We start from the raw sequence: 25,008 nt of genomic DNA, 5'->3' as shown, positions 1-25,008 counted from the left end.
GTTTTCTTTTCCCTATAATAAACCTCTCCCTTTTTATGGGTCAAAACTTTTCTACCTCGTATGCCAAAAAGATCAGGAAAGAGGCCGTTGAAAAAATTCCCTCCAATTGGAGATCCCAGACGAGCCGAGATATTAGCCGGAGCGAGCTCCCGGAGTCTCCATCTGATAAAGCGAGAGATCAGGGAACGCGCGCGGGAATCCCTCGCGGATGCCCAGCGATTGGGAGATCAATTGACCCGCGGGATGATCCAAGCGCGGAGTGAGGCCATTAAAACTCCCCTTTCCCGGCAAGAAAAATTGTTTATCTGGAAAACAATTGAATCTGAAGGGGGGACTCTGCTTAACCAATACATGAAAAAGGAAATCAAGGAAGTGGTCCGAGAAATAACCACTATCGGGGATATTCTTGGAGGAGCCCAATCCATTGCTGGATCCTTTAAAATGGGAATGCAGCCAAGACAAATATCAATCCAGATGGAAAAGTCATTAACCCAACTGGGGATCGCTTTCCAGTTGCGGGGAGAATTGGCGGCGCATGGGATTAACGCCCCCATTGAAATGATTCATCATGCTCTGAAAAAATTCGCCCACGACCTGGATTTTCGAAAGGCGATGGAAGTTACCCAAATCCAATCTCTTTATCCCGATATTGCAAACGATTTGATCCACTCCATGCAGGAGGAGAAACGGAAGCGGCTTGATACCCAACGCGAAACCAATTTGAAAATGAGGCGTGTGATCGAAAGCGGGGCTATCAGTCGTTTTACCCTTCCCCGAAAAGAACGTAGGGAAATATACCGCCAGGTGAAAACCCGAGCGGATGAAAGGGGGGTTGATGTCCGGGCACTGGCCATAGGAAGTGCCTATAGTCGATCCCGCTCGATTGCCAAGGAAAAACTTTCGAGCCTTGGGTTGAATGCCGAGAAGGTATTATTCGATCTGGGAATATCTAAAGATTCAGTTATTGGCGTGCGGCGTTTGAAATTATTATTTCACGTATTGCGCGTTTCACCTACTTCAGAAGCCCAAAAACAGAATGTGAAAAAACTACTCGATAAATACGGGCCCAAGGTTTCTCGGGAAACCCAAAAACCGGTAAAAATCCCCTCTAAAGGACACCCTGCACCTGCCACAAAAGTTCCCACTTCTCAAAAAAGGAAAAAAAGCACTGGGAAGCCCCATTCTCCCCATCCGCAACCCCCAAAATCCCAGGTGGCCATTCCACGAACAATTACGGCCATGCAGGACAAACTGGGAGACTCCTTTGAGTTATCCCGCGAGGAATGGACCACGTTGAAGGGGATGACCAACCATAAAATGAGCCCGGAAACGCGTGTATGGATGTTCGAGCGTTTAATATTGGGCGCGTTTCATTTTAAAGTACCTCGACAATGGCCTGAATCGGGATTGAGAAAGGCAGCCAAAGCTCAACATCACTTGCCCGAATTCAATGTTGCGCTCGACAACCTGGTTCGCGCTGATCTAATCAATAAAGGACCGGGACATTCCTATCGCCGAAAATGAAAAGTTAAGGATGCTTTCGGGAAATTCGATGCGCATCGGTGACCTAAAACGAATCCAATCACTCCCCATCATTTCTGATTATTCAAATATTCACCCATGGCATTTGCAATCATTTCGGCTGGGAATGAGGGATAGTTGGCATCCAATGCGTTTACCTCGCGGGGAGAAGGGGGAATATGGATGAAGACGCATGGCATATCTAATCCTTTTTCACGAATGAAATCTAGGCAGTGAAAATAGACAAAATTGCATACATAGGTATCGGCGAAATATGAAACGGTCGCCGGAATATTTTTCGATATTAAGAAATGGGTCAAACCTTGTACATCAAATGAGGTCTCCAATGCGAGCGGGGAAGAAGGACGAATGGGGATGTGCCGATAAATTTTGCCAGCGTTGTCCTTTTTGGGAGAGTCTATCTTGTTCAAGGCAATCGCTTCAATGGTAATGCGGGATCGGCCGGAAACCCCAAACCCGAGAATCATTTCCGGTTGGAAATCCATAATCGCTTTTTCGATACGAGTGGCCGAATTATCGTCGCCCGAAAAAATGGTAGGAAGGATTTCAAATCGGACATCATGAATATTCTCCAGTGATTTGGATAATCGTTTGACAACATCCTCTGAAGGATTGGTTGGCAATATATCGAATTTCTCAAACCCGAAGAGGAGGACACGCATGTCATTCTATATGCTTCGCAACTGTATTTAATGGTCGCTTGGATGGGGATTGATATTAATCCTCAATCCAATTCCAGATATTCCAGATAAAATCAACCTGGGGAGCGAGCCTTGGTGGGCAAAATAAGCTATAATAACCCCTTAACTTTGAGGTTATTTTGGTGCTGAAATGAAATAACTCTATCGTGAAAAGGAAAATGAAACGCCTTTTGGTCTATAGGGTCATTTGTAATAGACCTTGCTACTTTCTGGGAATGAATCCGGGCACGTTCCTGTTGGAGAGTAGGAAACGCGGGCTTCCGTACTTGAGATAAGTTTGATGTATACCCAACCTGCATTTTGACTTGGATTATACCCGTCGATTTGGTAGCAATGCTCATCGATTACTTTTTCCGGCAACGTGTAGGTGGGGTTCGTAGGATAAACCCATGACGTGGGATTGGGTCCCAGGTTGCCGATTGTAATTCGTTCTTCATCCCCCACTATGGAGAGCGTACTACCATAGTCTCCGTCTTTGTAGCCGTCATAGATGTTTTCTTGGGGTTCTTTGTCTAAAAACCACATTCCAGAAATCGTTCCGATCACATCGCGCGAAGAGCGTCCGCAGTCCTTGACAGTGAACAACGTTCCCCCGCCCCCTCCGAGGAGGTTGTAGTATTCCTGTTTCTTCTCGGATTCGTAATAATCATACGGACAAACGCCGTTAAGGAGGTTGGATGCCCGGTTTCCTGAATATCGTTCGGGGTTGATAAATTCATTAATCACCTTCTTATCGCGCACGATAAAATCAAATCCCGCTACATCTCCTTCGTTGTGAATAAAGTGCCCAATGATATCACCTGCTCGGAAAGTAATTGGAGTTAGCTGACTGCTTCGGCTGTCCGTTTTTACTTGGAGTAATTGTTTCGCAATGGGATCCACGACTTCCTTCAGGTGCGCCAAATTCACTTCCACTCCACATCCCGCGTCAAACCATAATGCATAATCAGGTAGCGCGGTGTTTGATGCCGCTGGATTCTGGTAATGGCTTCCCGAGCGAAGCGTCAAGTCTACGGGAGCGTAAACAGGAATTTTTTCTCCGCTAAACTCAATTTTTACGCTAACATATGAGCGTTCCACAATATACAGCCCCGATCCGTGAACTACTCCCACTTGTCCGACCTTTTGCACATATTTGGGATCGACAAAATACGCAGTGAAGATAGGATTGTCACAATTTTCTATGGTATTCCCGACAGTATCCCCGGCATTGTATGGCTGTCCGTTTGAAGTGGGTTGATTCGGAACATCTGGATTAAATGAATTATTTGTTGTCGCGGGAGAATTTCCACTTGGGATGTTTCCACGATCATTCGACTCGTTAGGGGTGTTGACACAGCCCAGTAAAAATAAAAGGAGAAAAACAATTGCGAGCTTCCCAATCATGTGGCAGGCATGGCGACGCACCTATTTAATGCAATGCCCCGATTTTTCGTTAATTCTAAGGCTGTTTCAATGGGTAGGTTGATTTTGGTAGCTAGAGTATTTTTTCATTTCTACGGCCCCGGAGGGATTTGAACCCTCGACCTCCTGCTTAGAAGGCAGTTGCTCTATCCAGGCTGAGCTACGGGGCCGGCACTTTCCTAATTCAGGCCTACTGGGGGTTGTTAAACCCCCATTGTAGTCCCTCGTCCTGCACGCGCGAAAGCGTGCCGCCGAAACGGGCCAGTTGCGGGGCCATGGCTTAATTGATCTATCGTGGGTTTGAAAAACCCCACGGGGATGTCCCTCGGTTGGTCCAAACGAAATTGGACTGCTGAGCTAAAGGGCCATTGTTTTAATTGATTTATCGAGGGATTGAAAATCCCTCGGTAGACCCTCGGTTGGTCCAATCGAAACTGGACAATTAGGTCCGTCTGCGACGCGATTTCTTCCCTTTTTTGGGAGCATGGCCATTGGGGTCCACATTATATATTTTGAAAAAGGGTTCCTTGGCGACGATCCGCCGATCTTGGAGGTCGATGAGCCAGACGAATAATCCTCTTTCCCCAAACTGGGAGGGCAGGAGGAAGTGGGATTGAACACGTCTCCCGAAGCGTTCCTTGCGCCTGTATTTGGATAGGGCATCGTTGGGAAGGATGAATACGAATTCGTCCACTTCGGGGCGGTAGATGAATTTCTTGAGGAGCTTGCCTTTGCTGGGGCGGGTGAGGACCTCAAATCCAATGGTTTTGGTAGGGGTTTCCGCATAGAAATCAAATTTGCCCTCCCGCTGGTCATGAGAAGTGGGGTGGAGGATGACAGTTTGCTCGGCCCTTATCTTGGTAATGGACCAGGTTTGGGTGACGCGGAGCCGATGAAGTTCAGTCCATGCCAGCAGGTGCATGAGGGCCGTAGTATGGTTTCCCGTCATGATCATCGATGGTGACTCCTGGTCTTTTTGGTTTGGGAACGTGAATGGGATGAGGTTTTACTGGAAGGAAGATGGGATGGTTTTTTCCGGGAAGAACTTTTTTTTGTTTTTCGGGGGGTAGCATCTATCAAACTCTTGGAAATAGGCAATCGTTCGGATAAATGAAGGGGATTAGACATGGATCGTGCGAGGAATGACATTCCTTTCTTCCCAAGGGTGGCATCCGTGGACAGCCATATCGCATTCTCTTCCGCCGGATCGAAATCAATGCGCACCTTCTTCCCTTCAATTTGGATATGGGGAAAGAGATATTCGAAGAGGATATTGTGGGCGTTCAGCAAGTTATCCAGTTTTTCCACGGGAATACGCGTTTCCAAAAATGGTTTTTGGGCATTCAGATGGACGCGGTGGGAAAAGCGTTTGTCGGAAGAAAATTTTCGGAGGAGGGAATCCATTTCCTCCAAGGAACAGCCGCAGGCGCGGTACCAATGGGTAATGGGGTTATCCAATCCCATGGTGACACGCACGCGTTTTTCGCCCATCGTTGATAGGAATGGTGCCAGGTGTTCCCAGAGGAAATCATATACCTCGGGCCGCCCTTCCGGGGAATGACCAAAGGTAAGGGTGTACGATGTCGTTTTCGTAGGCACGAGGGGATTGGGCGTATCGCGCTTAATAAGCATTATTTCGATTCCAACGCTCGTCGTATTTTTTGGGCGATGTCAGGAAGGTTGGGGGATAGGTTAGCCGCGCGTCCCCAGGATCTCAATCCATCCTGCGGGAATCGGGGGATCACATGGACGTGCGTGTGAAAGATGATCTGTCCGGCCTCTTTGCCGGTGTTGATTCCCACATTGAAAGCGGGAGCACCCACTGCTTTGAGAATTCCTGGCGCTAATCGCGCCACCATCTCAATCATCCCCGCGCGGACTTTTTGATTCGCCTCTAATAGAGTAGTCGAATGGGTTTTGGGAATGATTAAAGTATGTCCGAGTGAAATGGGATCGATGTCCAGGAAAGCCAGGAAGGAGTCATCTTCGTATACCTTGTGGGATGGGATCTGGCCCGAAACGATCTGGCAGAATACGCATTCTTTTTCCATGATAGCATTATTCGGTTACTTAAATAAAAACAAACCGGTGGTGTCGCAAATGGTGAAACAAAGGGATTCATATAAGTTCTGAGTTATATTATGGCATTATATTATTGTATTTGATATTATGGAATCTGGCAAAATTTGATACGCCACCATGAAGGTGAATATCTGCTACTGTCAGAAATCCACCATTCCGATTAATATAACGTCCAGCCCATTCAGCACCGACATATTCCACAAACTTTGCCGCTTCATAAGGTCCAGCCTCCACCAAAAAGTTTACAAATTCAGGTCCAGATATTCTAAGAACCAATCTAACTTTTTCATTTGTAAATCTAGCTCTTCCATGCTGATTAATTGCGGATAAATTTTCTAAAAAAACTGGAAACATAGATAGATGGGCCGGTTTACGAACATGTTTTACGAATAGGGCCCAAATCCCTCTATATTTTGGACCTTTCAAAAACTGGTTCTTCTTTTCTACCGATTTTACAGCTTCACGAATATTTTTGATATTTGAAACTCTTTCACGGACAACGTCTTTTGTTTGACCCATTAGAATATGTTCTTGCATTATGGCGAGGATATACTGGTTGTATACTCGCAACATTTTTGGTGATAACATCCACGGCATGGTCCGGGCCCGGCCGAGCATTCGAGCGGCTACTGATCGACCGGATACCGCCCGATGGCGCCGAGGCGGAGATGTAGTTTTACGACTCCCTGGTTTTCGAGCATGGGAATTAGGCATGGCAAATTGAAATACTTACTACTATTTAATGGATTGGAAAATGGATGTCAATTTAGCCGGAAATTAGGTTAGGATTTCCTTTCCTGTCACTGGGGAAAGGCGATTCCCTTCGCATTCGCGGCGATATATAAAGGCGGGCAGGGAAGGGGTGTACATGCAACCCATAGGCTTGGAGGCGAACAGCATGCAAAGAGGAAGTGTAACCATTTTGGCGGTATTGATACTGGTGGGGGTAGTTATCGCGGGGCTCGCGGTGATGAATCCCACGATATTGCCCGGCCAGCCCAAGCTGGAAGACAAGATTTACCGTTTTGAGAATGAGCAAGCCATTGTCGCCGCGTTTCAGGACGCGCAATCGCGTGGGTTCTCCTCTAAAATGATAATGACGATGGATAATGCGGCCCGCGCCCCTTCCGCGGCAGAAGGAAGTGGAGACGCTTCCCCTTCACCGAGTGGAAACAATTACTCTCAAACGAACGTGCAAGTGCAAGGCGTGGATGAGGCCGATATCGTGAAAACGGATGGGACTTATATCTACGCGTTTTACAAGAACAGCGTGGCCATCGTGAAAGCCTATCCCGCGGGTGAAACCAATGTGGTCACTCGTATTCCCTTGGATAATATCTATCCCCAGGAGATGTTTGTGAATGGGAACCAACTCATCCTTTTCGGCACCAAGCAGGAACAAGGAGATTATCCCTATCCATACAGTGAAAAAGGTCGTGAAGGCGAAACCCGCATTGCAATCGATTCGGCCATCTATCCCCCCTATTGGAGCATCTCTAAGGCCGTGGTGCAGGTGTATGATATTTCAGACCGTTCCAACCCCACCCTTGAGAAGGATTTGGCCTATGAGGGCACGTATCTCTCCTCCCGCATGATAGGTAAACAAGTGTATTTCGTAATTACATCATACCCCCAATATCAAATTTGGGCACAAATGGATACACCTAATGCCAAAGACATCCCTATTATTCCCCAGATGGAAGAAGATGGAGTAATTAGACCCATTGCGGCCCCTGAGAGAATTGGCTATATTCCCCCCATCCAGGCGGAGCAGTTCATCACCCTCGCTGCCATGCGTTTGGATACCTTGCGCGTGAACCAGGAGACCATTGTGGGTTCCGCCCAAACGGTGTACGCGTCGGAGAATAGTATGTACCTCGCCTCCTCCGAATGGGGGGTTGGATTGCCCATGCCCCTCATGGTTGGCAGAGCTGAACCCGGTTCCGTTTCAGGTGGTTCAAGTTCCGATCCTTCTCCTCCCACAACCCCGGATGAGGATACCCAAACCCCCCTCCCGAGTGATGAACAAGAACGACCCCCGGTTGCTCCAGAGAATCCCCCTGAAATAGAGCCCGCTCCGGAGATCCCTGAAACTTTTCCAGTGCCCCCCGAATACGTGTATCAACCCCCTCAAACCATTATCCATAAATTTGATTTGAAGGGGAATACAGTTGAATACGTAGGCCAGGGAAAGGCCATAGGCCGAGTGCTCAATCAGTTCTCTATGGACGCCCATAATGGATTCTTCCGCATCGCCACCACGGTGGATGGTCAATGGGATTTCCGTGGGATGGAAACCTCAAAAACGGAGAGCCGCGTCACCATATTCAATCCGGCCATGGCGCCCGTGGGAGTATTGGATGGTTTAGCCCCCGGTGAGCAAATTTATTCCGCCCGCTTCATGGGAGATAGGGGCTATCTCGTGACATTCAAGAATGTGGACCCATTATTTGTTTTGGATTTAAGCAACCCACGCAATCCCACAGTGCTTGGAAAACTCAAGATCCCCGGGTATTCCAATTATTTGCACCCGTATGATGAGACACACCTCATCGGGATAGGCAAGGACGCCCTCGAATCAGGTAAGAATGATTTCGCCTGGTACTTGGGGATGAAGATGGCGATATTCGATGTCTCAGATGTGAAAAACCCCATCCAGTTGCATTCGGTTGTGATTGGTGATCGGGGCACGGATTCGGATGTGCTATACGACCACAAGGCCTTCCTCTTTGATAAAGAAAAAGGCTTATTGGTGCTGCCCATCCAATTGCATGAGATTACGGAAGACGTGAAGCAGCAATACGAAACCCAAAGGGATGAGAATCCGTGGATGGATTTCCCCCCCTACGGGGAACCAGTGTTCCAGGGAGCATTCGTGTACCAGGTTGATTTAGATAATGGGTTTGTCGAGCGCGGACGCATCACCCACCTTACGCAAGAGGACGACCTGAAACGCGGGTATTATTTTGGAGAGGAATATCGCGTGCGCCGCGCGCTAACCATCGGAGATACACTCTATACGGTGTCCCCTAAACTCATCCAGGCGCATGACATATCCACCCTGAACCAAATCAAAGAAATCCGTTTCAACCCCGTGCCGGGGGATTATTCTTTCACGTATTGGCGGGGCGGAGGATTTTGCAAGGATAACGCCTGCCCGTATGATCAAGTGGTATTGGATGCGGAAGCGTTGACCATCCAGCATTTCTCTCCCGAGCAAGGCGAGATAAAAACAGAAACCCGTGCGGCAGGCAGCACCTATTTTGACACCGCAGAGGAAGTGGATTGGGCTTCCTTCCAAACCCTCCCTGACACGTTTGGGTGTCCGGGGTGTGCGGATGGGCAAACTGAAAAAGTGACCATTACACGAGGGGATGCATCGAAAACCATTACGCTCGAGGCTTACCAATGGGTGCCCGAGCTGCAAGGGGTTTTAGACCGCTTGCGGGGGCTCAGCTACGGATTCGGATATGGATACGGCTTTGAGGATGGAGTCGTCATTTCAAGTTCCTCGAAAATCTCTATCCCAGACCAATAACCTTCCTCCCACCTCATGAAAACTGGGTCAAGCACCTCTTTTTATGCGTACGCCTGCACGGTTTGGTAGACCTGGAGATGGCATCCATTCTCCAAATCAGGCAGGGATGGCGGAGTGGTCTAACGCGCCGGTCTGGAAAGCCGGTCTCCTCACGGAGGCACGAGTTCGAATCTCGTTCCCTGCGCTAGTATAATCAGTTCAGATATTTCGAAATGTTATTAAACTTGGTAAGTTAGCTGTTAATATGCCTGAAAAGAAGAGATCCATTTCATCTATTTGGGATTTTATTGAACTTTTAAGATGGCAGAAGCTCATAGATAGAAATGGCCCTGTTACACGAATGCTTACCATTGCCCCTTTTTTCTATAAACGTTTCAATTTTCCATATGAACAAATTTATGCTATAGAAAGAGAACGATTGAAGGAGTTAAATAAAATTCCACTAAACGTTACCACCACCGAACAACACAATGATGCCATTGCCAAAACAATGACTTCACTTAGAAAATTTGGATTTCAGCCCCCAGGAAAGTTCATAACTAAAAGCGGGAAACGTATTCTTTTTCCTTTCAAAAAAATAATAGGGAGAGGGGTGATGCAACTCGATAGTGCTCATTTACCGAAGCTACAACCTGAACGTGTTTACCTTCCATCTGGGTTTGACACTCGTTATGAAAAACCTAACAGAGCTGGTCTTGCCAGGAGAAAAAGATCAAGACCAAAATAAATTTAGGATTGAAAAGAAACAAATGGAAAAATCTCATAGAAAAAAGTATCTAATGTTTTGTGTGTCGGAGCCTTCGATTTCTTCTTTTTTGTTTATAAAAAATTGGACGATGTGGGTTCGTTTCATCATCATCAACTCTAACCCAATGTTTTATTTTTCTTCCACGATAAAAAGCTGGCAGTGGTCCGACCGCAAAGCTGCCTTTTTGCATAGCGAAATATATTAGTCCACTCCACCCTTTATTTTTTCCCTGACTCACTTCCCCATGATATATTCCACTCCAATCCTCTCTGCTTTTTCTAATGTAGGCAGAAGAAAATTCGCGTTTTAGTATTACATTAATAGTTTTCCCAAGTTTTTGAAAAAAACCCATAATTCAAAAAAAGAGACTCTGCTCTTTAATACTAACGAATACGACACCTAACCCTTACCAGACAACATTACGACAGAGCCAAACCGAGGAACCCTTTTATACTCGGATTTTTTCTTTCATGGCATGTCCGAGATCATGGATACGGTGAAGGTTACCCTCCTCCTCACGAGCTCGCTCGTACTATTGGTGGTGTTCGCCTTCACCCTGATTGAGGGAATTCTCTCCCAGTTGAATCGCCAGCTGTTGGATGCGCTGGTGTATTATCTCATCGCCACGGCTTCGCTCGTGGGAATATTGTGGGCGTATGCACGCTCCAAGCACCTTATCCGCGCCATGCCCATCGAGGAATGACACCCTCTTGGGGGCCTAAAAGCCGGGGTATCCAACGGTTAGGAAACGTCATCCACTCTCGCTACTTGTGCTCGCCACTATGGAGGGACGCATGTCGTCCTGAAGGGCGAGGTATTACCTTTTTGATCGAACTTCAAACTTTTGGAAAAAGTTTGATCAAAATTTCGATGAACCCTTTTCAAAAGGGTTCTTTTCTAAAAAGTTCGGAATAAACCTATTTAAGCCCGGGATGGGTTGTCAGCCCATGGACGCGGACGCACGATTGAAATCAGCAATGGCGGCCGCCGGGGATTCGAAGAATCCCCTCGTCCATCGGAGCGCACGATCGAGAGCGTGCGGGCAGAGCAGCGTAGAAGTCCTTGTCCTTTTCGCGGCGGGGTTGGTCATCCTCGCGGTGCTCGTGGCGTTCACGGCCGACCAGATCAGCGCGCTCCAGAAACAGCGCGATATAAAGACAGGAGAGTTAGCATTGGAAAACATCGCCCGAGCGGTAGAAGAGGTGTATGCCCAAGGCCCGGGGGCCACGCGCCAAATCCAATTAGTGTGGCCGGAGGGGGTTAATGCTTCTGACACGTATGTTGGAAATCATGCGATAGTGGTGCAAGTGTATGATTCCCAGATCGCACGGGAAACCATTCCTTTTCTCGCGGGTTCCCTCCCTTCCCATTCGGGCAATCAGTTCTTCCGAGTGAAAGCGTTTGAGGGATATGTCCTTTTGGGGGACGCCCGATTAACGGGGGACCCTTCTCGGGTCCATGTGACGTTGCTCCGGAATGAGGATGCGAGCGTACGTGTAACCCTAACTAATTCGTCGGACGAGGATGCTTCCCTGGTTATGGCCATGGATTTTAATCACGTGGACATGAATGGGATCGTTTTTCCTTCAGGAGGAACCATCCTAGGGAATGCCACGTTTCCCTTCGACGTCAATTTTTCAAGTGGGGCCACGGCCGTGGGGACCTATACGGGGATGCTTTCAATTACCGCGACTTTTCCAGGAAACACCGAGACGCTGCGCCTCCCTCTGAGCACCAGCGTTCTCGTGGGCCAGGGCTCCCCTCTCGTGGCTTTTCCTGCTTCGGTGGAGATGAGCACCTTCGGCGCGGATACCAATAGCGTCGCCATCCAATTATGCAATGTGGGGGATTCGGACATCCAATCCCTCACCTTCACCCCTTCCTCTGGGGACCCAGGAGATTGGTTGGAGGGCCTACCCACCCTCCCTGTTTTGAGTGCCCAATCCTGCACCAATTTTGACCTTGTGGCCCACGTCCCTGACGCGGGGTTGGGCACCTACTATGGGTCGCTTTTCCTCTCCGATTTCACGGGCAGCCATACCTTGACTATTCCGGTCGCTCTCTCCGTATTGGGAATGAGCGCCTTCTTCGATTGGGATTGGACCACGGGGGGAAAAACGGTGAATGCCATTACGGGTTATACATTGACTAATCGAGGCGGGAAACCCATCACCTTCACCCATGTCAAATTGCAGGATTGGTGGCAATGCGATCTTTCCCATTCCTATTGGGAACAGATGGAAGTGGATGGGGGGGTTATCTTCTCAGGAAGCCTCCAGGACGGAAACACAGCTGATACTTCAGATGTTACCCTGCCCGTGCTGACCTCCTATTCGGATAACACCTTGGTTTTCAACGATAACATCCAGGATGATAATGAGACTTTCCGCGCGGTAGTCACCTTTTCAGATGGGTCGGAATACACGAGCGCGTCCTTTGGTCCGGGATGCACAGGTGATGTAACGCCTCCCGCCACGGTGACGGATTTGATAGTGGTTCCCGGTGCGGAGCCGGGCACCGTGGCCATTACTTTCACTTATCCGGGGGACGACAACTACACTGGGAATGCCGTGTATGCTACCCTCAAGAAGAGTGAGGCAGTAATTGATTCGGAGGTGGATTGGAACGGAGCCACTACTCTGACATGGCCCGGCCCCCTTCCCCTCCCAGCAGGAGGAACCGCTGGCTCTTTCGTGGTCGCCGATCAGATGGCCGGACTTTCACGTTATTGGTCCATCCGCTTTGAGGACGAGAATGGAAACATGAGTGGGTTATCCAATTCCCCCAAGCAACGCCCATGGAACGAATACCGTTTCACGGGAGGGGATTTCAATTTCAGCTATTTCGCTAGTTCCTATCCTGGGAGTTCCACTCCTGTTGGGATTAGTGATGTCAATAAAATGCGCCTTCATCAAATCCAATTAGGGGACGCCGTAACTTTTGCCCGGATCGCCTTCCGCATAGTGGAAGATGTGAACACCGGAAATGTATGGGCCGCTGCCGTGGACATGAATGCGACTGACATCAACCGCGTCCGTTTTTGGTACCCGGCACCGGCCAATTATCTGTCCACTAGCGCTAATTATGACACTGCCAAGTCCCTCCCGATATCGGGCGGGGTAGATCTCATCGACTCCATCGAATTTCCTTCTAATCGGAGATATAATGGCATCCGTGTGGGAATGGGGGTGCCTAATGACCTGTATTTGGATGTAGTTTTGGGGATAATTGACTTCAACATGAGCCATAATATGACCGAGGGGACCGACCCTTATGATACTGGGGGAAGTGACGTATGACAAATAGAAGTCATGGCCGTCAGGGGGTAGAAAATCCTCTTCGACCCTTGAAGCGCTCAATCAAAAGTAATCATCCTTTTCGTAAAAAATATCGAAGTCGATTTGACCGATCGAAAGCGTGCTTTGGAATGAAACCCATTGATTCGGCCGCCGGGGGATTGAAAATCCCCCTCATCCATCGGAGCGCACGATCGAGAGCGTGCATCGGAAGGAAACCAATCGTTTTGGCTGCTGGGAGGTCAAAGACCTCCCTCGTCCCTCGGGGCGGCCGGACGAAAACGGCCGGGCAGAGCAGCGTGGAATTATTGATCGTGCTCGCCATCTCATTGGTGTTGCTGGCGGCGCTCGTGGATTTTACGGTGAACCAGGTTTCCCGAGTGGAAAAACAGCATGCCATTCGGTTAGGTCAGGAGGGGGTGCAACGGTTAATCCGGGAAATCGATGAGGTATATTCTTTGGGGCCCGGGAATACACGTGATATTATCATCCCCTGGCCGCGGGGGGTTGATTCGTCCCGTTCACGTTTGGAAGGACGATCCATCATCCTCCAGGTGTATGATTTCCAAATCGCAGGGACAGCCATTCCTTCCCTGCGCGGGACGATTCCAAGCCAACCCGGGTTAGTCCGTTTTCGGTTAGTGTCTGATGCGGATTCCGTTCTCATCAGCCTCTCAACAGTGACGAGTGATGTGGATAGCGTGTATGTGGCGATGCCCCGGGATGCCAATGCCAGTGCGCGGGTGGTTTTTTCAAACACGGGGACGCAGGATGCGGATACAGTATTGGTGTGGACGTGGGACCATACATTAGTGGATGCATCCATTGGACCTTCGGTCTTTACCCTCTCTCCGGGGGAATCCCAAAACGTGGACCTGAATTTTTATTCGGAATCCACTGCCATTGGGAATTACGTGGGGTATCTTACCATGAATGCGGACATCAGCGGCACCCCGGAATCAATAACTATTCCAGTGAATGTGGAGGTGTTTCCCAATACGCAGGGGTTGCTCACGTCTGTTCCTTCCGTTTTGCGTTTTTCTACCCTGGGAGCAGATACCAATTCCCTGACCCTCCAGCTTTGCAACGTGGGCCAAACTCCCCTCACCAACTTATCCTTCACCCCCTCCTCCGGGAACGCGGGTGACTGGATTACGCCCATTTCCATCATATCATCTCTTTCGGCCCAATCGTGCCAAAATGTAAACGTGGAGGTGACGGTACCCGGTGGAACTGATTTGGGGTTGTATACGGGGAGCGTTTCGATCACTGATTTCACGGGAGCCAACCACCTCATCCTGGGGGTGGAAGTCCAAGTTAATGGGGGAAGCGCCTATTTTCAGTGGGATTGGAGCGGGGCCACCGCGGAAGAATCTATCGTGGATGGGTTTACCCTTCGTAACACGGGCAGCCAACCCCTAGTCATCTCCTCGATTATCCTTCAGCGGTGGTGGAACTGCGATACTGAGAGGGGGGTGGTGAATACCCTGGTCATCGACGGCAACACTGTCTTTTCGGGAAGTGGAGGAGATGGGGATGAATTGGACGTGAGCGATGTCACTCTCTCCGCATCCGGTGTTCTTTCAGACAATGAGATACTCTTCAGTTCGGTCATCTCGGATGAGAATGAGCAGTTTCAACCTGTTGTTTCATTTGGGGATGGCACCCAATACACGGGAACAATATTGGGATCCGGGTGCGCGCAAGATATTACGCCTCCGGGAAGCGTGCTCAATTTCACCGCCGAATCCGGTTCGGACGCCGAATCGGTACTCCTCCGATTCACGTATCCGGGGGATGATAATTACTCGGGGACTGTTTCCAGTGCTGTCGTGAAATATTCCCCCACCTCCATCGCCACCCCAGCTCAATTCGATGCCGCCAACAGTTTTTCATTCAATGGCCCTTTTCTCCAGGGGGGATCCGCGGGGACAATACTGGTAACAGATCTCAATGCGGGATTGGACTATTATTTCTCTCTCGTCTTCTTGGATGAGGCGGATAACAATAGTGGCTTTTCCAACTCCCCCGTGGCGCGGCCGCGAAATACTTTCAGGTATTCCCTGGGAGATTTTGACATCATCCCTTTCGCTCGAACCTATGCGGGCACCCCTCCCTTATCCATGCCAGATGTGAACCAATTTCTCCTCACCAAATTCGTTTCATCAAGCGGAGACAAGAATGTGCATCTCCGTATTGCCGATGACACGAATGCCAATAATACGTACATTGTCACCCTCGGCTTTAACAGCACGCGCCTGCGGGACGTGAGAGTGTGGTATCCGGTGGCAAACACCCCGGGCGTGCCAGGTTCGGCGCCCAATTATGTGGGAGATCCTAGTTATCCATTTTCGTTAGGCATCAATCTCCTCTCTACCACCATCATCAATTCGAATTACCGCTATGATGGAAACGCAGTCCATATCCCTTCCCCCACGCGACTTCATCTGGATTTATTCCAAGGGTTTTCGGATATGAATGCGATTTTCGACCAGCATATTTCATTGGGAGGGGTCTGAATCCCTCCTCTTCGGAAGGCGCAAGCCACTATTGAGATCATGCTCGTTCTTCCTTTACTCCTCATCATCCTCGGGATTGCTATTTCATTATTCGGCCAGCAAATCATCTCCATCGATGCCCTCCAAATACAGCATGAGGCCCAGAGGGCCGCTCAGGAGGTGGCGCTTACCGTGAATGGAATAGGGTTAGGTCCGCCCGGGAGTGAGGTGCGAGTGTTTCTTCCTCCCTCGCTTGAACCTCAAACCATTATCGTGCAGAATGGAGTGGTGGAGGTACGGAGTACCCGGGCGTATGCTTCTGCTCCCGTGATGGATACTACATGGCTTGGAACAGGAATCGCCGATGGAAACTTTTTCGAGGCGGGAAAGGATGAATATGGGTATTTCTGGATGAGGGGATCCTCATGAGAAAAGGACAATTGTATAGTTCGGACGCCCTCCTCGCCATCACCATCTTTCTATTCGCCTTGACCATGATCGCCTTGCTCTCATCCCAATTGGAACAGCAGGCCGTGGATCAAATCCTTAGGTTTCAATCCGCGCGTCGGGCAGAGGGAGTCGCGCAGGCCTTATTCGGAAGCCCCGGGAACCCGGTGTATTGGGATCATCTGTCTGACCGGAATGGTATTACGAGTGTGGGGTTGATCGAGAATGGCATGCAAATTTCCTCCTCCAAATGGGCGGCCTTGCGGGATTGGAATGGGGATGATTACCCCAGCCTCAAAACGGCCCTGCGTATCCCCGATGTTAACTTCTACATTACTTTGCAGGATACCAACCGTCAAACCCTCTCCCAGGCCGGCACCGCCCCCGTGGATGTGAACCAGGTGAATGTGATTGTCATTCCCACCGTGTATGCGGGCGAGAACGTGGTGGCCATCCTCCAGGTGTGGGGGGAGTAATATGGTATTGCTTTGGTCTCAAAATGGATTCGTCATCGCCACCGATGCGCTGCTGGCGCTCGCCATCCTTTTCGCGTTAGTGGGGCTGGCGTTTGAAACTATAAATACCCCGGGCACTGGATTGGAGAACCAAACCGTTTTACGTGAATTGGTCACCCGAGCGGCGTTTGCTTTGGAACAGGGACAATTGCTCCAGGAGGGGGTTATCCTCGACAATACAACTCCTATTCGTTCGGTTATCGACGCGTGGCCCGCCACATTGTGCGGGAGTGTGCAGGTGTTCTCTTCTCCGGATTCGAATATCGCCGCGTTCATCGTCACCAAAACCGGGTGCGTGCTCCAGACCGCGGGGGTGGAGCGCGTGCGTCATGGATTCATCGTCCCTACTCCCCCGGATGCTAATTTTTGGGTGGTGGAGGTGACGGCATGGCCATCCGGATGAACAAAGGATTTGTCCTGAGTTTCGCCACCTTTGTCCTGGCGCTCTTCCTTCTCCTATTCGCCCAGCTCATGGCCACCCATTTTTTTGGGTTGCAAGTGGATCGAAGTGAGGGGTGGACGCTTCTTCGGCCGCTTCGAGTGGCCCAGGATATTTCCTTGGATTTCAATTCCCTTTTAGATCAGCATCTCCGGATCGACCAGAATGATACCCATGCGTCTCTTTTCATGAATGGATTTATTCCCTCTCCATTAGATTTGAATGGGAATCTCCAGGCATATTCGAGCCGCCTCACTACTTTTGGAGAGGACCAAAACCTGCTCATATCTTTAGGTCTCACTCAGACATTGACCGATGGCAACCTCACCGGGCGGACCGACACAGGATTGGTATGGAAGCAATCCCTTGACACTAATACGCTCATCCTTTTGGCTTCGAATGAAAGAACACATCCCCTCATCCTTGATATCAATGCGATTGCGGACCGGAATGCGGGGACGTACACTCCTCTCTCGGTGGGGGAGGAAGGGGATGCCGACGTGCGGGTCTATCTGCATTACCGGGACACCAATGCTTCTCAAACCGTAACCGAGATCTATGACCTGGATTATGATTTGTCCTACACCGCGAGCTGGACCTATTCTCCCCCGATGGGGGGGAACGATACGTTTTCCATCCGTTTCCTCTCGGGAGAAGGGGAGGGCACCTATCAGATGATCCTCGCCAACCCCTCAGTAGCCAAAGTGAAGTACGCGGTGCGCTGGGACATGCTGAACGACATCAATGGCACCCGCGGAGGATACGATCTCAACCTCACCATCCGGGGTATCGATGCCAATGTGGACACGAATACCATTTGGGTGGCGGGGTAGTTTAAAAAAAAAAATCATCACCCTGTCTCAAGAGACATTGACTAAATGTACTCCGCGAACGAGCAGCCAAAAATTATTTCGTAACAATTGATGAAGTCTTTATCAACCGAAGGACCGCGAAGCGACCCCTCTATTTTGGAGCGCTCGATCGAAAGCGAGTGTAGGGAGAGAGATTCAGAACCAACCTTTTAGAAAAAGGTTGGCGAAAAATCTTTTCTTAAGGGGTATTGCCGCGCAATACCCCGGGAGCGAGCGGCCTATGCTAATGGCCACGCAGGGAGGGAGATTCAGAACCAACCTTTTAGAAAAAGGTTGGCGAAAAAATACTTCACGATTTGTCTGGGCTCCTGCAAGGAGCCCTAACCCCGCAGCGGCCCGACGGAACGGGCCACGCAGGGAGGGAGATTCAGAACCAACCTTTTAGAAAAAGGTTGGCGAAAAAGCGTCTGGGGTACTGCGGTGGCAGTACCCCTAACATCGGGGCGCTCGATCGAAAGCGAGCGCAGGGAGGGAGATTCGAACTCCCGTAGCCTTTCGGCTCCGGCTCTCAAGGCCGGCGCATTTGACCGCTCTGCCATCCCTGCTGGGGTGAATGGGCCGCGTTTGGATTTAGCATGATGGGGGATGGTACCCATAAAAAGCAGGCGCTTGCCGGAGGAATGGTTATCCTATATAAGGTTCATTCGGTTTCCCCCCGTATGCCGGATATTCCCCCCGTGAAGCTGGAATCGGCGGATGCCATCACGTATCCCCATACTATTTCCCCGGAGGAAGCCCCTCCGGAGACCAGGGCAGCATCCTTCCAAGTGGAAACGGGAGAAGGACCCTTGTTGATTGATGCCGTCATGCGCCTCCTCCAGGGAAAGCGAGAGGTGTTATTGTCCCAGTTGGCCCGGGAGGCGCGGTGGAAAACCGAAGACTTAGAAAGGGTATTGAAGATGTTCGAGCGGCGGGAGATCGTGAAGTTGGCGTATCCCGCGTCGCTCATCCAATCCCCTAAAGTGACGTTGGAAAAGGCATTAGAAGATAATATCCTCCCCCCTCCCGCAGGAGAAGTGATGGAGGAGTATGCGTTCTCCGCGGACGAGGTTCCAGCCAGGGTAAACATAATCCATGCGGTGGGGGACAACCGGCCGTTTTACTCATTGCAGGTCCAGACGTTTGGTCCTTATACCCAACTCTTGTTGGAAGAATTGAGGGATAGCGTGGCCGCCGCCATCCCCATTGAAGCCATCGATTTGTCGGATGTGCAGCAGGCCCAAAATCTCAAGCACCAATTTGGAAAAATTGCCAAACAAGAATTGGCCAAGCGCCTCCCTGGATTCGGAAAGGAATTAGTGGGATCCATGGCCGGGCAGTTGTTGCACAACCTCTATGGATTGGGGGAATTGGAGATTTTAGGGGCCGATGATAACCTGGAGGAGATCGCCATCAACTCCGCCAAATCCCCGGTAACGGTATACCATCTCAAGTATGGGTGGATGAAAACTAATTTAATAATGCAGAATGAGGAACATATCCAGAATCTCTCCGCTCAAATAGGAAGAAAGGTGGGTCGGGAAATTACTAATTTGAATCCCATCCTGGATGCCCACCTGCTCTCGGGTGATCGGGTGAATGCGACCCTATTTCCTATTTCTTCCAATGGGAACACGTTGACTATTCGCCGCTTCTCGCGAAAACCATGGACAATTATTAATTTCATCGGGGAAGACAAGACGATGTCCACCGAGATGGCCGCGTGGGTATGGCTGGCGATGCAGTATGAGCTCTCTATTCTCATCGCGGGCTCGACGGCTTCCGGGAAAACGAGTGCCCTGAATGCCTTACTTGCCTTCATCCCTGCGCACCAGCGCATCATTACTATCGAAGATGTCAGGGAATTGAATCTCCCCGAGCACATGCGGTGGAATTGGGTGCCCTTGACCACGCGCAATCCCAACCCGGAAGGCACGGGGGAGGTGTCCATGCTCGACCTATTAGTGTCGTCATTGCGCATGCGACCAGACAGATTAGTTATGGGGGAGATGCGCACGCAGGAGGAGGCGGAAACATTGTTTGAGGCCATGCATACGGGGCATAGTGTGTATGCCACCATCCACGCGGATTCTGCGCGTCAGGTGTTGCGCCGGCTCATCGAGCCCCCTTTGAATGTGCCAGCGGTGGAGGTGGAAGCGATTGATTTGATTATCGTCCAATACCGCGATCGCAAATCCAATCAGCGCCGGGTCTATGAGATTGCCGAGATAGAAGGGGGCACGGGCACGGCTTCCGTGGGAACCAATGAGGTGTTTAGGTGGACCGCGCGCGAGGACGTGTGGGAGAAAGTGGCGGAGCCCGTGCGGTTGATCCAGAAGCTGAATATGCACACCGGCCTCTCCGAGCGGGAGATCAAGGATGAAGTGGAGGATCGGATGATGATATTGGAATGGTTGGTCCGCCGGAAATGGGGGGATATTTCCCAAGTGGGAAAAGTGATGCAGGTCTTCTATGCGGATCCCGATAAGGTGAAGGAAGCCGCGCGCCAGGACATGGACCCCTCCCTGGGTTTGGGGTGAATAAATAGTATGCGTGTCCGGTTTATGCTGTTGACCATGGAGCAGGCGAATAAGCTCCCTTCCCGCGTTACCGGAGCGGCGCGACCTTTTTTGCGCATTTTTCGTTTTTTGGAGGATTCATTACGCTATGCCCATTTGCGCATCACTCCTGAGGCGTATCTCGCGGCCGCGTTCGTTTCAGCCGGATTGTACGCATTGGTATTAGGCCTCCTATTTTTGGGAGTTGGTTTCATTTCCCCGGATGGGGGGTTGGAAAATGGGATCAAATTGGGAGTGGTTGCCGGAGTTGTAGCGGGGATGTCGGCGTTGGGGTTGCATCTGATTTATCCCCGGTTGTTAGCCCAGAAGAATGCGGTGGAGGTGGATCAAAGTTTGACCTATGCCCTCAAGAGTTTACTCATCCAGGTGAATTCGGGGGTGGGGTTGTATGATGCCATGTCCAATGTCGCGCGAGCGGGGTATGGTCATATTTCTGAAGAATTCGAAGTCGTGGTGCAAGAGATCAATGCCGGTGTCACCGAGGCGGCCGCGTTGGAAAGGCTGGCCCTTCGCACGGATTCCCATTTCTTGAAGAAAGTGGTGTGGCAACTGGTGACGTCCATCCGAACAGGAAGCAGTGTTAGCGCGGCATTACAAGCCATTTCCCAATCCCTCTCCGATTTCCAGTCGCGGCACATCAAGGATTATGCGGCGGAACTCAACATGTGGATCCTTATTTACCTGTTGATCGCCGCCGCCGTTCCCACGATAGGAATCACCTTCCTGGTCATCCTGTCTTCTATTGGGGGCACCAGTGTGGGAAATGATACTATTTTCATGACGATCGGGTTTGCCTTTATCATCCAAGTTCTCCTTATAGGTTTCATCGGCACGCGCATTCCCGCGGGGTACAAAGAATGATGCGCGCATTATCCTACCGGATTGTCCGTCTTTTTCCTGACAAATGGCAGACGCGGGTCGCTGAGGCTGCGCGTCAAGGCGGTTTGGAGGATGGGCACGCGTGGTTGGCCAAAACCCTTTTGATTGTTTTTTTGGGGGGATTGGGCGGGGGTATACTGTTTTATCTCGGGGTGGGTATCCTCAACGCTTGGTTGGCCACCCTCCTCCCGGGTGGGGAAATTACTTCACTATGGAGTGCGGGCATAGGAATTATCACCGGTCTCGCGTTAGGATTAGGATTGAGGGTGTGGCACTTGTATTATCTTGTTGAGAAACGCCGGAGGATGGTGGAAGATATCCTTCCAGACTTCCTCCTCTTGGTCGCTGGAAATGTGCGCGCGGGGATGACGAGCTTTTCGGCGTTCAAGAGCAGTGCGCGCCCCGAATTCGGTCCGCTCTCCCAGGAAATAAGGACGGTTACTTCCCGTTCGTTGGGGGTCAATTCATTTGCTTCGGCCTTGTCGCGCATTACCTCCAATATTAAATCCAAAAATTTGAATGAGACCATCCGTTTCTTTCTCCAGGCTGTACGAAGCGGGGGAAAGATGGCCCAGCTCCTCGAGAACACCTCGGCTGAATTAAGGCAATCCCAGGAGTTGAAGAAGGAATTGCAGACGAGCACCAAAACCTATGTCATCTTCGTCGGATTCGTCATGATGATCGCCACCCCCCTCCTCATGGCGGTGGCCGTGGAGTTCATCCGTCTGGTCTCCCGGATTCAGGGACAGGCCTCGTTTGCCACTGCCAATGCGGGGGCCGTTGGTTTTCTGGGGGGCACGGTTGGAATTACCCCTGATTTCCTGGTGAGCGTGGCCTATATCCTGCTCTTTGGTAATGCGATCCTGGGTTCCTTGTTCATGGGAATGATTGGGTCAGGCAAACCCCTTTTGGGGGTGCGCTGGGCCCCGGGGATATTCCTCATTTCCATCATTATTTTTATTATCGCCCAGGGGGCGCTGGGCGGCCTCCTGGTGGGATGGGCTTTGCCCATTAACTAGCCTTTAAAGTCGTCTTTGTGGGCATCGAAGGGACTTTGTGTGCAAAAATCGGGTTTAATGCCGAGTTCGTGCATTTCGTGGATTAGCACAACGATATTGTGACACAAGATTTTACTGAGCATTTCATTGGTTTGAGCCGTTTTCTTCTTGGAACGAATGGTATCGTTGAATTTTGCCTTAATCATACGAAAAGTAGACTCTGCATTTGAGCGAGCGTGATAATGCTGAAGAAACTGCTCTTGGTTGTAATGAAAATAGTGATACATTTTCTTCCAAATATATCCTCCACCTTTCGCGTTAGCTGTCATATTCTTTCTGAAAGGAATGAATGGCATTACTCCATTATCATTCAAGAATGAGAGATTGTCTCGACTGGAATATGCTTTATCGCCGGAGAGTTCTTCCATTTTGAAACCATTATCCAAAGTTTGTTGTGTCAAAGGAATCAGTCGTGGACTGTCTCCACTATTTTCCTCACCAATATCAATCGCACAAATGATATTCGTTTTTGTCCCAGATAAAACGTGGACTTTGACCCATTGATGTTCTTTCTTCGTTCCGTGCTTCTCTTTCGCGTATTCATTAAACTGAGTTGTTCTAAATCCACTACTATCTATAGCAAACTTTTTCTCAACTGTTGTAAGTGGAGAAGCAGAGAGAAAAATTAGCTTCTGTAATAGTTTGGTAAGTTCGGGTTCATCAAAATATTTGATAATCGTGTTATAGTGATACGGTGTGCCGATTAATCCTTTCTGGAAAGCGTCTTTTATGTCAGTGTTTGCACGTCGAGTCGAAAAATGAGTATAGACTTTCAACACACAACAGAATGCCATCTCTCCCATATTTGCACTGGGTCTTCCAAAATGTTTCTCGCTTTCACTTTTCGTTAAGTCTGCAAGCAACTGCAAGAATAACTCTTTTTCACTCGTTTGACTTTTGTTATACGCAGGCCAAATTTGAGAATAAGTTTTACGCGGTTCACGGATAGGTTGAACTATTGACTGCATTCTGGAAACTGGTTTTTGTAAAAAGAATTCAACAGCATAAGCGTGCTTACATTTCACATTTCGAGTTTGATGGTCAAGGCAGTTGCACGAAAAATCCTTTTTGATAAAATATCTTCGATTGTCTGATTGGCTTGAAACTATTCAACCTTCCTTCGTCTCATCAATGAGCGAGGATTTCGCAAGTTCTATTCCTTTACTTTCTCGGACACTCATTGTTCATCAACTCGATATATACATACTAACAATATGTTAGTAACAATATAATTATAAACATTGAGGAACAACATACTGTTAGGATTAAATATGAGTGAAACCTACCTCCAAACGATGCCCAAGGTTAAAGGAACGTTTTGGAAGTGTAACCGTTGTGAGTATATTTGGCCACCGAGGGGGGCCAAACCGCCAAAGACGTGCCCAAGTTGTCGCAGTCCTTACTGGAATAGCCCGCGCAAATACAAAATAAAAAAGACCAAAACGGACAGACATTCTACAGAAAGGGGTGAAAACAATGCCTAATCCCCGAATAAGCGAAGTTCACGCATACGGTTTCATCAAAGACCACTTGAAAAATCTGGGGTGGATTGTCAGAAACCCCTTACGAGTCCAAGGCGGACAGCTATTCACCCAAAATGAATGTTTAGAAGATGGAGAACTGCGAAAATGGCTTGTTCAAGACCGGCCAGAGAACATCGTTAAGCTAACTGAATCCAAATATTACGTTATCGAGGCAAAATCATCCAAAAGCAAATTGGGGCAAGCGATTGCAGAGGCCAAAGCATACGCAAAACAAATTAATCAAAGTCGAGCAGTAAAAGCGCCAATTATTTCAGGAATTGCCGGAAACGATGATGAAGGATATGTCGTTGAATCAGCATTTCTGGTCGGAAATGAATTTGTCCCAATTAAAATTAATGGAAAAATCGCATCAGGATTACTTTCACCCGTTATTTGTAAAGAATTGCTTGAAAGAAATACTGCTGAAATTGCAGACTTGCCAATTGATGAAACAATTTTTCTTAAAACAGCAGAAGAAATAAACAAAATTCTGCATCTGGGTGCAATTAACAAAAATCAAAGAGCTAGAGTGATGGCCGCACTTCTACTCGCTCTTGTCGATGATAGCAGACCAAATGTTGATGCAGCCCCAATTGTTCTAATTCAAGATATTAACAGCAGAGCGCAAAACATTTTGGTAAGAAATAGAAAACCTGAGTTTTTCGATTGCATAAAAATCGCTCTACCTCCAAGTCCCGACAATCACATCAAATTCAAAAGCGCCCTTGTAAAGACTATTCAAGAGCTTGAAAACCTAAATATTCGTTCAGCGATGAATTCAGGAAACGATGTTCTTGGAAAATTCTATGAAGTTTTCCTAAAATATGGAAATGGCGCAAAAGAAATCGGAATTGTATTAACACCAAGACACATCACCCGTTTCGCTGCGGAAATTTTAGACATCAATA

General features: G+C 49.2%; 22 protein-coding genes and 3 tRNA genes. 15 read left to right on the top strand and 10 right to left on the bottom strand.

Translation table 11 applies throughout. The annotated features are described in order from the left end of the window. The first annotated feature begins 60 nt into the window (after positions 1-60). Entirely contained in the window at positions 61-1,524 is a 1,464-nt protein-coding gene (locus tag Q8P05_00590; protein ID MDP2665986.1) for a hypothetical protein, read from the top strand. A 68-nt stretch (positions 1,525-1,592) separates the two neighbouring features. Here the strand turns inward: Q8P05_00590 and Q8P05_00585 are convergent, their stop codons facing one another. From Q8P05_00585 to Q8P05_00555, 7 genes are all read right to left on the bottom strand, one after another. Then, a complete protein-coding gene (locus tag Q8P05_00585) occupies positions 1,593-2,204 on the bottom strand; it encodes a hypothetical protein (protein MDP2665985.1) in 612 nt (203 codons plus the stop codon). 222 nt (positions 2,205-2,426) lie between these two features. Beyond that, positions 2,427-3,629: a hypothetical protein gene (locus Q8P05_00580; GenBank protein ID MDP2665984.1), complete on the bottom strand. Its 1,203-nt coding sequence runs from the start codon at positions 3,627-3,629 to the stop codon at positions 2,427-2,429. A gap of 113 nt (positions 3,630-3,742) precedes the next feature. Beyond that, positions 3,743-3,817, bottom strand: a tRNA-Arg gene (locus tag Q8P05_00575). A gap of 272 nt (positions 3,818-4,089) precedes the next feature. Beyond that, entirely contained in the window at positions 4,090-4,602 is a 513-nt protein-coding gene (locus Q8P05_00570; GenBank protein MDP2665983.1) for a hypothetical protein, read from the bottom strand. After that, positions 4,599-5,246, bottom strand: a complete 648-nt coding sequence (locus Q8P05_00565; protein MDP2665982.1) for a hypothetical protein — start codon at positions 5,244-5,246, stop codon at positions 4,599-4,601. Before Q8P05_00565 ends, Q8P05_00570 begins: the two co-directional genes overlap by 4 nt. A gap of 32 nt (positions 5,247-5,278) precedes the next feature. Then, positions 5,279-5,698 (bottom strand): HIT family protein, encoded by a 420-nt coding sequence (locus Q8P05_00560; protein ID MDP2665981.1) that lies wholly within the window; start codon positions 5,696-5,698, stop codon positions 5,279-5,281. Positions 5,699-5,786: 88 nt separating this feature from the next. Then, entirely contained in the window at positions 5,787-6,443 is a 657-nt protein-coding gene (locus Q8P05_00555) for a hypothetical protein (GenBank protein ID MDP2665980.1), read from the bottom strand. Between the two features lie 154 nt (positions 6,444-6,597). On the opposite strand from Q8P05_00555, the gene Q8P05_00550 reads away from it, so the two are divergent. The 3 genes from Q8P05_00550 to Q8P05_00540 all read left to right on the top strand — a co-directional run bounded on the left by Q8P05_00550 (position 6,598) and on the right by Q8P05_00540 (position 9,994). After that, the gene (locus Q8P05_00550; protein MDP2665979.1) at positions 6,598-9,267 is read left to right on the top strand and encodes a beta-propeller domain-containing protein; all 2,670 of its coding nucleotides are present in this window, start codon (positions 6,598-6,600) and stop codon (positions 9,265-9,267) included. Between the two features lie 100 nt (positions 9,268-9,367). Next, positions 9,368-9,451: transfer RNA gene (locus Q8P05_00545), tRNA-Ser, on the top strand. Positions 9,452-9,511: 60 nt separating this feature from the next. Continuing rightward, positions 9,512-9,994, top strand: coding sequence for a hypothetical protein (locus Q8P05_00540; protein ID MDP2665978.1), 483 nt, complete (start codon positions 9,512-9,514; stop codon positions 9,992-9,994). Between the two features lie 49 nt (positions 9,995-10,043). Here Q8P05_00540 and Q8P05_00535 read toward each other — a convergent pair whose 3' ends face one another. After that, positions 10,044-10,367, bottom strand: a complete 324-nt coding sequence (locus tag Q8P05_00535) for a hypothetical protein (protein MDP2665977.1) — start codon at positions 10,365-10,367, stop codon at positions 10,044-10,046. A 123-nt stretch (positions 10,368-10,490) separates the two neighbouring features. Between Q8P05_00535 and Q8P05_00530 the strand changes: the two genes are divergently transcribed. The 7 genes from Q8P05_00530 (at position 10,491) to Q8P05_00500 (ending at position 18,043) form a co-directional block, all read left to right on the top strand. Then, positions 10,491-10,718 (top strand): hypothetical protein, encoded by a 228-nt coding sequence (locus Q8P05_00530; protein MDP2665976.1) that lies wholly within the window; start codon positions 10,491-10,493, stop codon positions 10,716-10,718. A 244-nt stretch (positions 10,719-10,962) separates the two neighbouring features. Continuing rightward, the gene (locus Q8P05_00525; protein MDP2665975.1) at positions 10,963-13,314 is read left to right on the top strand and encodes a hypothetical protein; all 2,352 of its coding nucleotides are present in this window, start codon (positions 10,963-10,965) and stop codon (positions 13,312-13,314) included. Between the two features lie 128 nt (positions 13,315-13,442). Next, positions 13,443-15,830, top strand: coding sequence for a hypothetical protein (locus tag Q8P05_00520; protein MDP2665974.1), 2,388 nt, complete (start codon positions 13,443-13,445; stop codon positions 15,828-15,830). Positions 15,831-15,869: 39 nt separating this feature from the next. After that, the gene (locus Q8P05_00515; protein MDP2665973.1) at positions 15,870-16,238 is read left to right on the top strand and encodes a hypothetical protein; all 369 of its coding nucleotides are present in this window, start codon (positions 15,870-15,872) and stop codon (positions 16,236-16,238) included. Further along, entirely contained in the window at positions 16,235-16,732 is a 498-nt protein-coding gene (locus tag Q8P05_00510; GenBank protein MDP2665972.1) for a hypothetical protein, read from the top strand. The genes Q8P05_00515 and Q8P05_00510 overlap by 4 nt, the downstream gene beginning before the upstream one ends. A gap of 1 nt (position 16,733) precedes the next feature. Then, on the top strand, positions 16,734-17,174 hold the full coding sequence (locus Q8P05_00505) for a hypothetical protein (protein ID MDP2665971.1): 441 nt from the start codon (positions 16,734-16,736) through the stop codon (positions 17,172-17,174). Continuing rightward, complete coding sequence (locus Q8P05_00500) at positions 17,159-18,043, top strand: hypothetical protein (protein ID MDP2665970.1); 885 nt, start codon at positions 17,159-17,161, stop codon at positions 18,041-18,043. The genes Q8P05_00505 and Q8P05_00500 overlap by 16 nt, the downstream gene beginning before the upstream one ends. Positions 18,044-18,544: 501 nt before the next feature. On the opposite strand, the gene Q8P05_00495 is transcribed toward Q8P05_00500, so the two are convergent. Further along, positions 18,545-18,627 (bottom strand) — tRNA-Ser (locus tag Q8P05_00495). Positions 18,628-18,741: 114 nt separating this feature from the next. On the opposite strand from Q8P05_00495, the gene Q8P05_00490 reads away from it, so the two are divergent. The 3 genes from Q8P05_00490 to Q8P05_00480 are packed head-to-tail and all read left to right on the top strand — an operon-like array spanning position 18,742 to position 22,538. After that, complete coding sequence (locus Q8P05_00490) at positions 18,742-20,601, top strand: type II/IV secretion system ATPase subunit (GenBank protein ID MDP2665969.1); 1,860 nt, start codon at positions 18,742-18,744, stop codon at positions 20,599-20,601. Positions 20,602-20,610: 9 nt separating this feature from the next. Then, on the top strand, positions 20,611-21,501 hold the full coding sequence (locus Q8P05_00485) for a type II secretion system F family protein (protein MDP2665968.1): 891 nt from the start codon (positions 20,611-20,613) through the stop codon (positions 21,499-21,501). Next, on the top strand, positions 21,498-22,538 hold the full coding sequence (locus Q8P05_00480) for a type II secretion system F family protein (GenBank protein ID MDP2665967.1): 1,041 nt from the start codon (positions 21,498-21,500) through the stop codon (positions 22,536-22,538). Before Q8P05_00485 ends, Q8P05_00480 begins: the two co-directional genes overlap by 4 nt. On the opposite strand, the gene Q8P05_00475 is transcribed toward Q8P05_00480, so the two are convergent. Then, a complete protein-coding gene (locus tag Q8P05_00475) occupies positions 22,535-23,545 on the bottom strand; it encodes a transposase (protein ID MDP2665966.1) in 1,011 nt (336 codons plus the stop codon). The genes Q8P05_00480 and Q8P05_00475 overlap by 4 nt on opposite strands. A gap of 508 nt (positions 23,546-24,053) precedes the next feature. Here Q8P05_00475 and Q8P05_00470 point away from each other — a divergent pair. Then, positions 24,054-25,008, top strand: a 955-nt coding sequence (locus tag Q8P05_00470; GenBank protein MDP2665965.1) for a DNA methyltransferase, incomplete at its 3' end; no start/stop codon positions are given.

The organism is Candidatus Diapherotrites archaeon, from assembly GCA_030688545.1.
Classification (GTDB): domain Archaea; phylum Iainarchaeota; class Iainarchaeia; order Iainarchaeales; family VGJJ01; genus VGJJ01.
This window is presented reverse-complemented; position numbering and strand designations above follow the sequence as displayed.

Excerpts from the sequence above, each read along its gene's own strand:
- Q8P05_00590 (MDP2665986.1), top strand. The coding sequence starts at position 61 with ATGCCAAAAAGATCAGGAAAGAGGCCGTTGAAAAAATTCCCTCCAATT.
- Q8P05_00585 (MDP2665985.1), bottom strand. The coding sequence starts at position 2,204 with ATGCGTGTCCTCCTCTTCGGGTTTGAGAAATTCGATATATTGCCAACC.
- Q8P05_00580 (MDP2665984.1), bottom strand. The coding sequence starts at position 3,629 with ATGATTGGGAAGCTCGCAATTGTTTTTCTCCTTTTATTTTTACTGGGC.
- Q8P05_00570 (MDP2665983.1), bottom strand. The coding sequence starts at position 4,602 with ATGATCATGACGGGAAACCATACTACGGCCCTCATGCACCTGCTGGCA.
- Q8P05_00560 (MDP2665981.1), bottom strand. The coding sequence starts at position 5,698 with ATGGAAAAAGAATGCGTATTCTGCCAGATCGTTTCGGGCCAGATCCCA.
- Q8P05_00555 (MDP2665980.1), bottom strand. The coding sequence starts at position 6,443 with ATGCCTAATTCCCATGCTCGAAAACCAGGGAGTCGTAAAACTACATCT.
- Q8P05_00550 (MDP2665979.1), top strand. The coding sequence starts at position 6,598 with ATGCAACCCATAGGCTTGGAGGCGAACAGCATGCAAAGAGGAAGTGTA.
- Q8P05_00540 (MDP2665978.1), top strand. The coding sequence starts at position 9,512 with ATGCCTGAAAAGAAGAGATCCATTTCATCTATTTGGGATTTTATTGAA.
- Q8P05_00535 (MDP2665977.1), bottom strand. The coding sequence starts at position 10,367 with ATGGGTTTTTTTCAAAAACTTGGGAAAACTATTAATGTAATACTAAAA.
- Q8P05_00530 (MDP2665976.1), top strand. The coding sequence starts at position 10,491 with ATGTCCGAGATCATGGATACGGTGAAGGTTACCCTCCTCCTCACGAGC.
- Q8P05_00525 (MDP2665975.1), top strand. The coding sequence starts at position 10,963 with ATGGACGCGGACGCACGATTGAAATCAGCAATGGCGGCCGCCGGGGAT.
- Q8P05_00520 (MDP2665974.1), top strand. The coding sequence starts at position 13,443 with ATGAAACCCATTGATTCGGCCGCCGGGGGATTGAAAATCCCCCTCATC.
- Q8P05_00515 (MDP2665973.1), top strand. The coding sequence starts at position 15,870 with ATGCTCGTTCTTCCTTTACTCCTCATCATCCTCGGGATTGCTATTTCA.
- Q8P05_00510 (MDP2665972.1), top strand. The coding sequence starts at position 16,235 with ATGAGAAAAGGACAATTGTATAGTTCGGACGCCCTCCTCGCCATCACC.
- Q8P05_00505 (MDP2665971.1), top strand. The coding sequence starts at position 16,734 with ATGGTATTGCTTTGGTCTCAAAATGGATTCGTCATCGCCACCGATGCG.
- Q8P05_00500 (MDP2665970.1), top strand. The coding sequence starts at position 17,159 with ATGGCCATCCGGATGAACAAAGGATTTGTCCTGAGTTTCGCCACCTTT.
- Q8P05_00490 (MDP2665969.1), top strand. The coding sequence starts at position 18,742 with ATGCCGGATATTCCCCCCGTGAAGCTGGAATCGGCGGATGCCATCACG.
- Q8P05_00485 (MDP2665968.1), top strand. The coding sequence starts at position 20,611 with ATGCGTGTCCGGTTTATGCTGTTGACCATGGAGCAGGCGAATAAGCTC.
- Q8P05_00480 (MDP2665967.1), top strand. The coding sequence starts at position 21,498 with ATGATGCGCGCATTATCCTACCGGATTGTCCGTCTTTTTCCTGACAAA.
- Q8P05_00475 (MDP2665966.1), bottom strand. The coding sequence starts at position 23,545 with ATGCAGTCAATAGTTCAACCTATCCGTGAACCGCGTAAAACTTATTCT.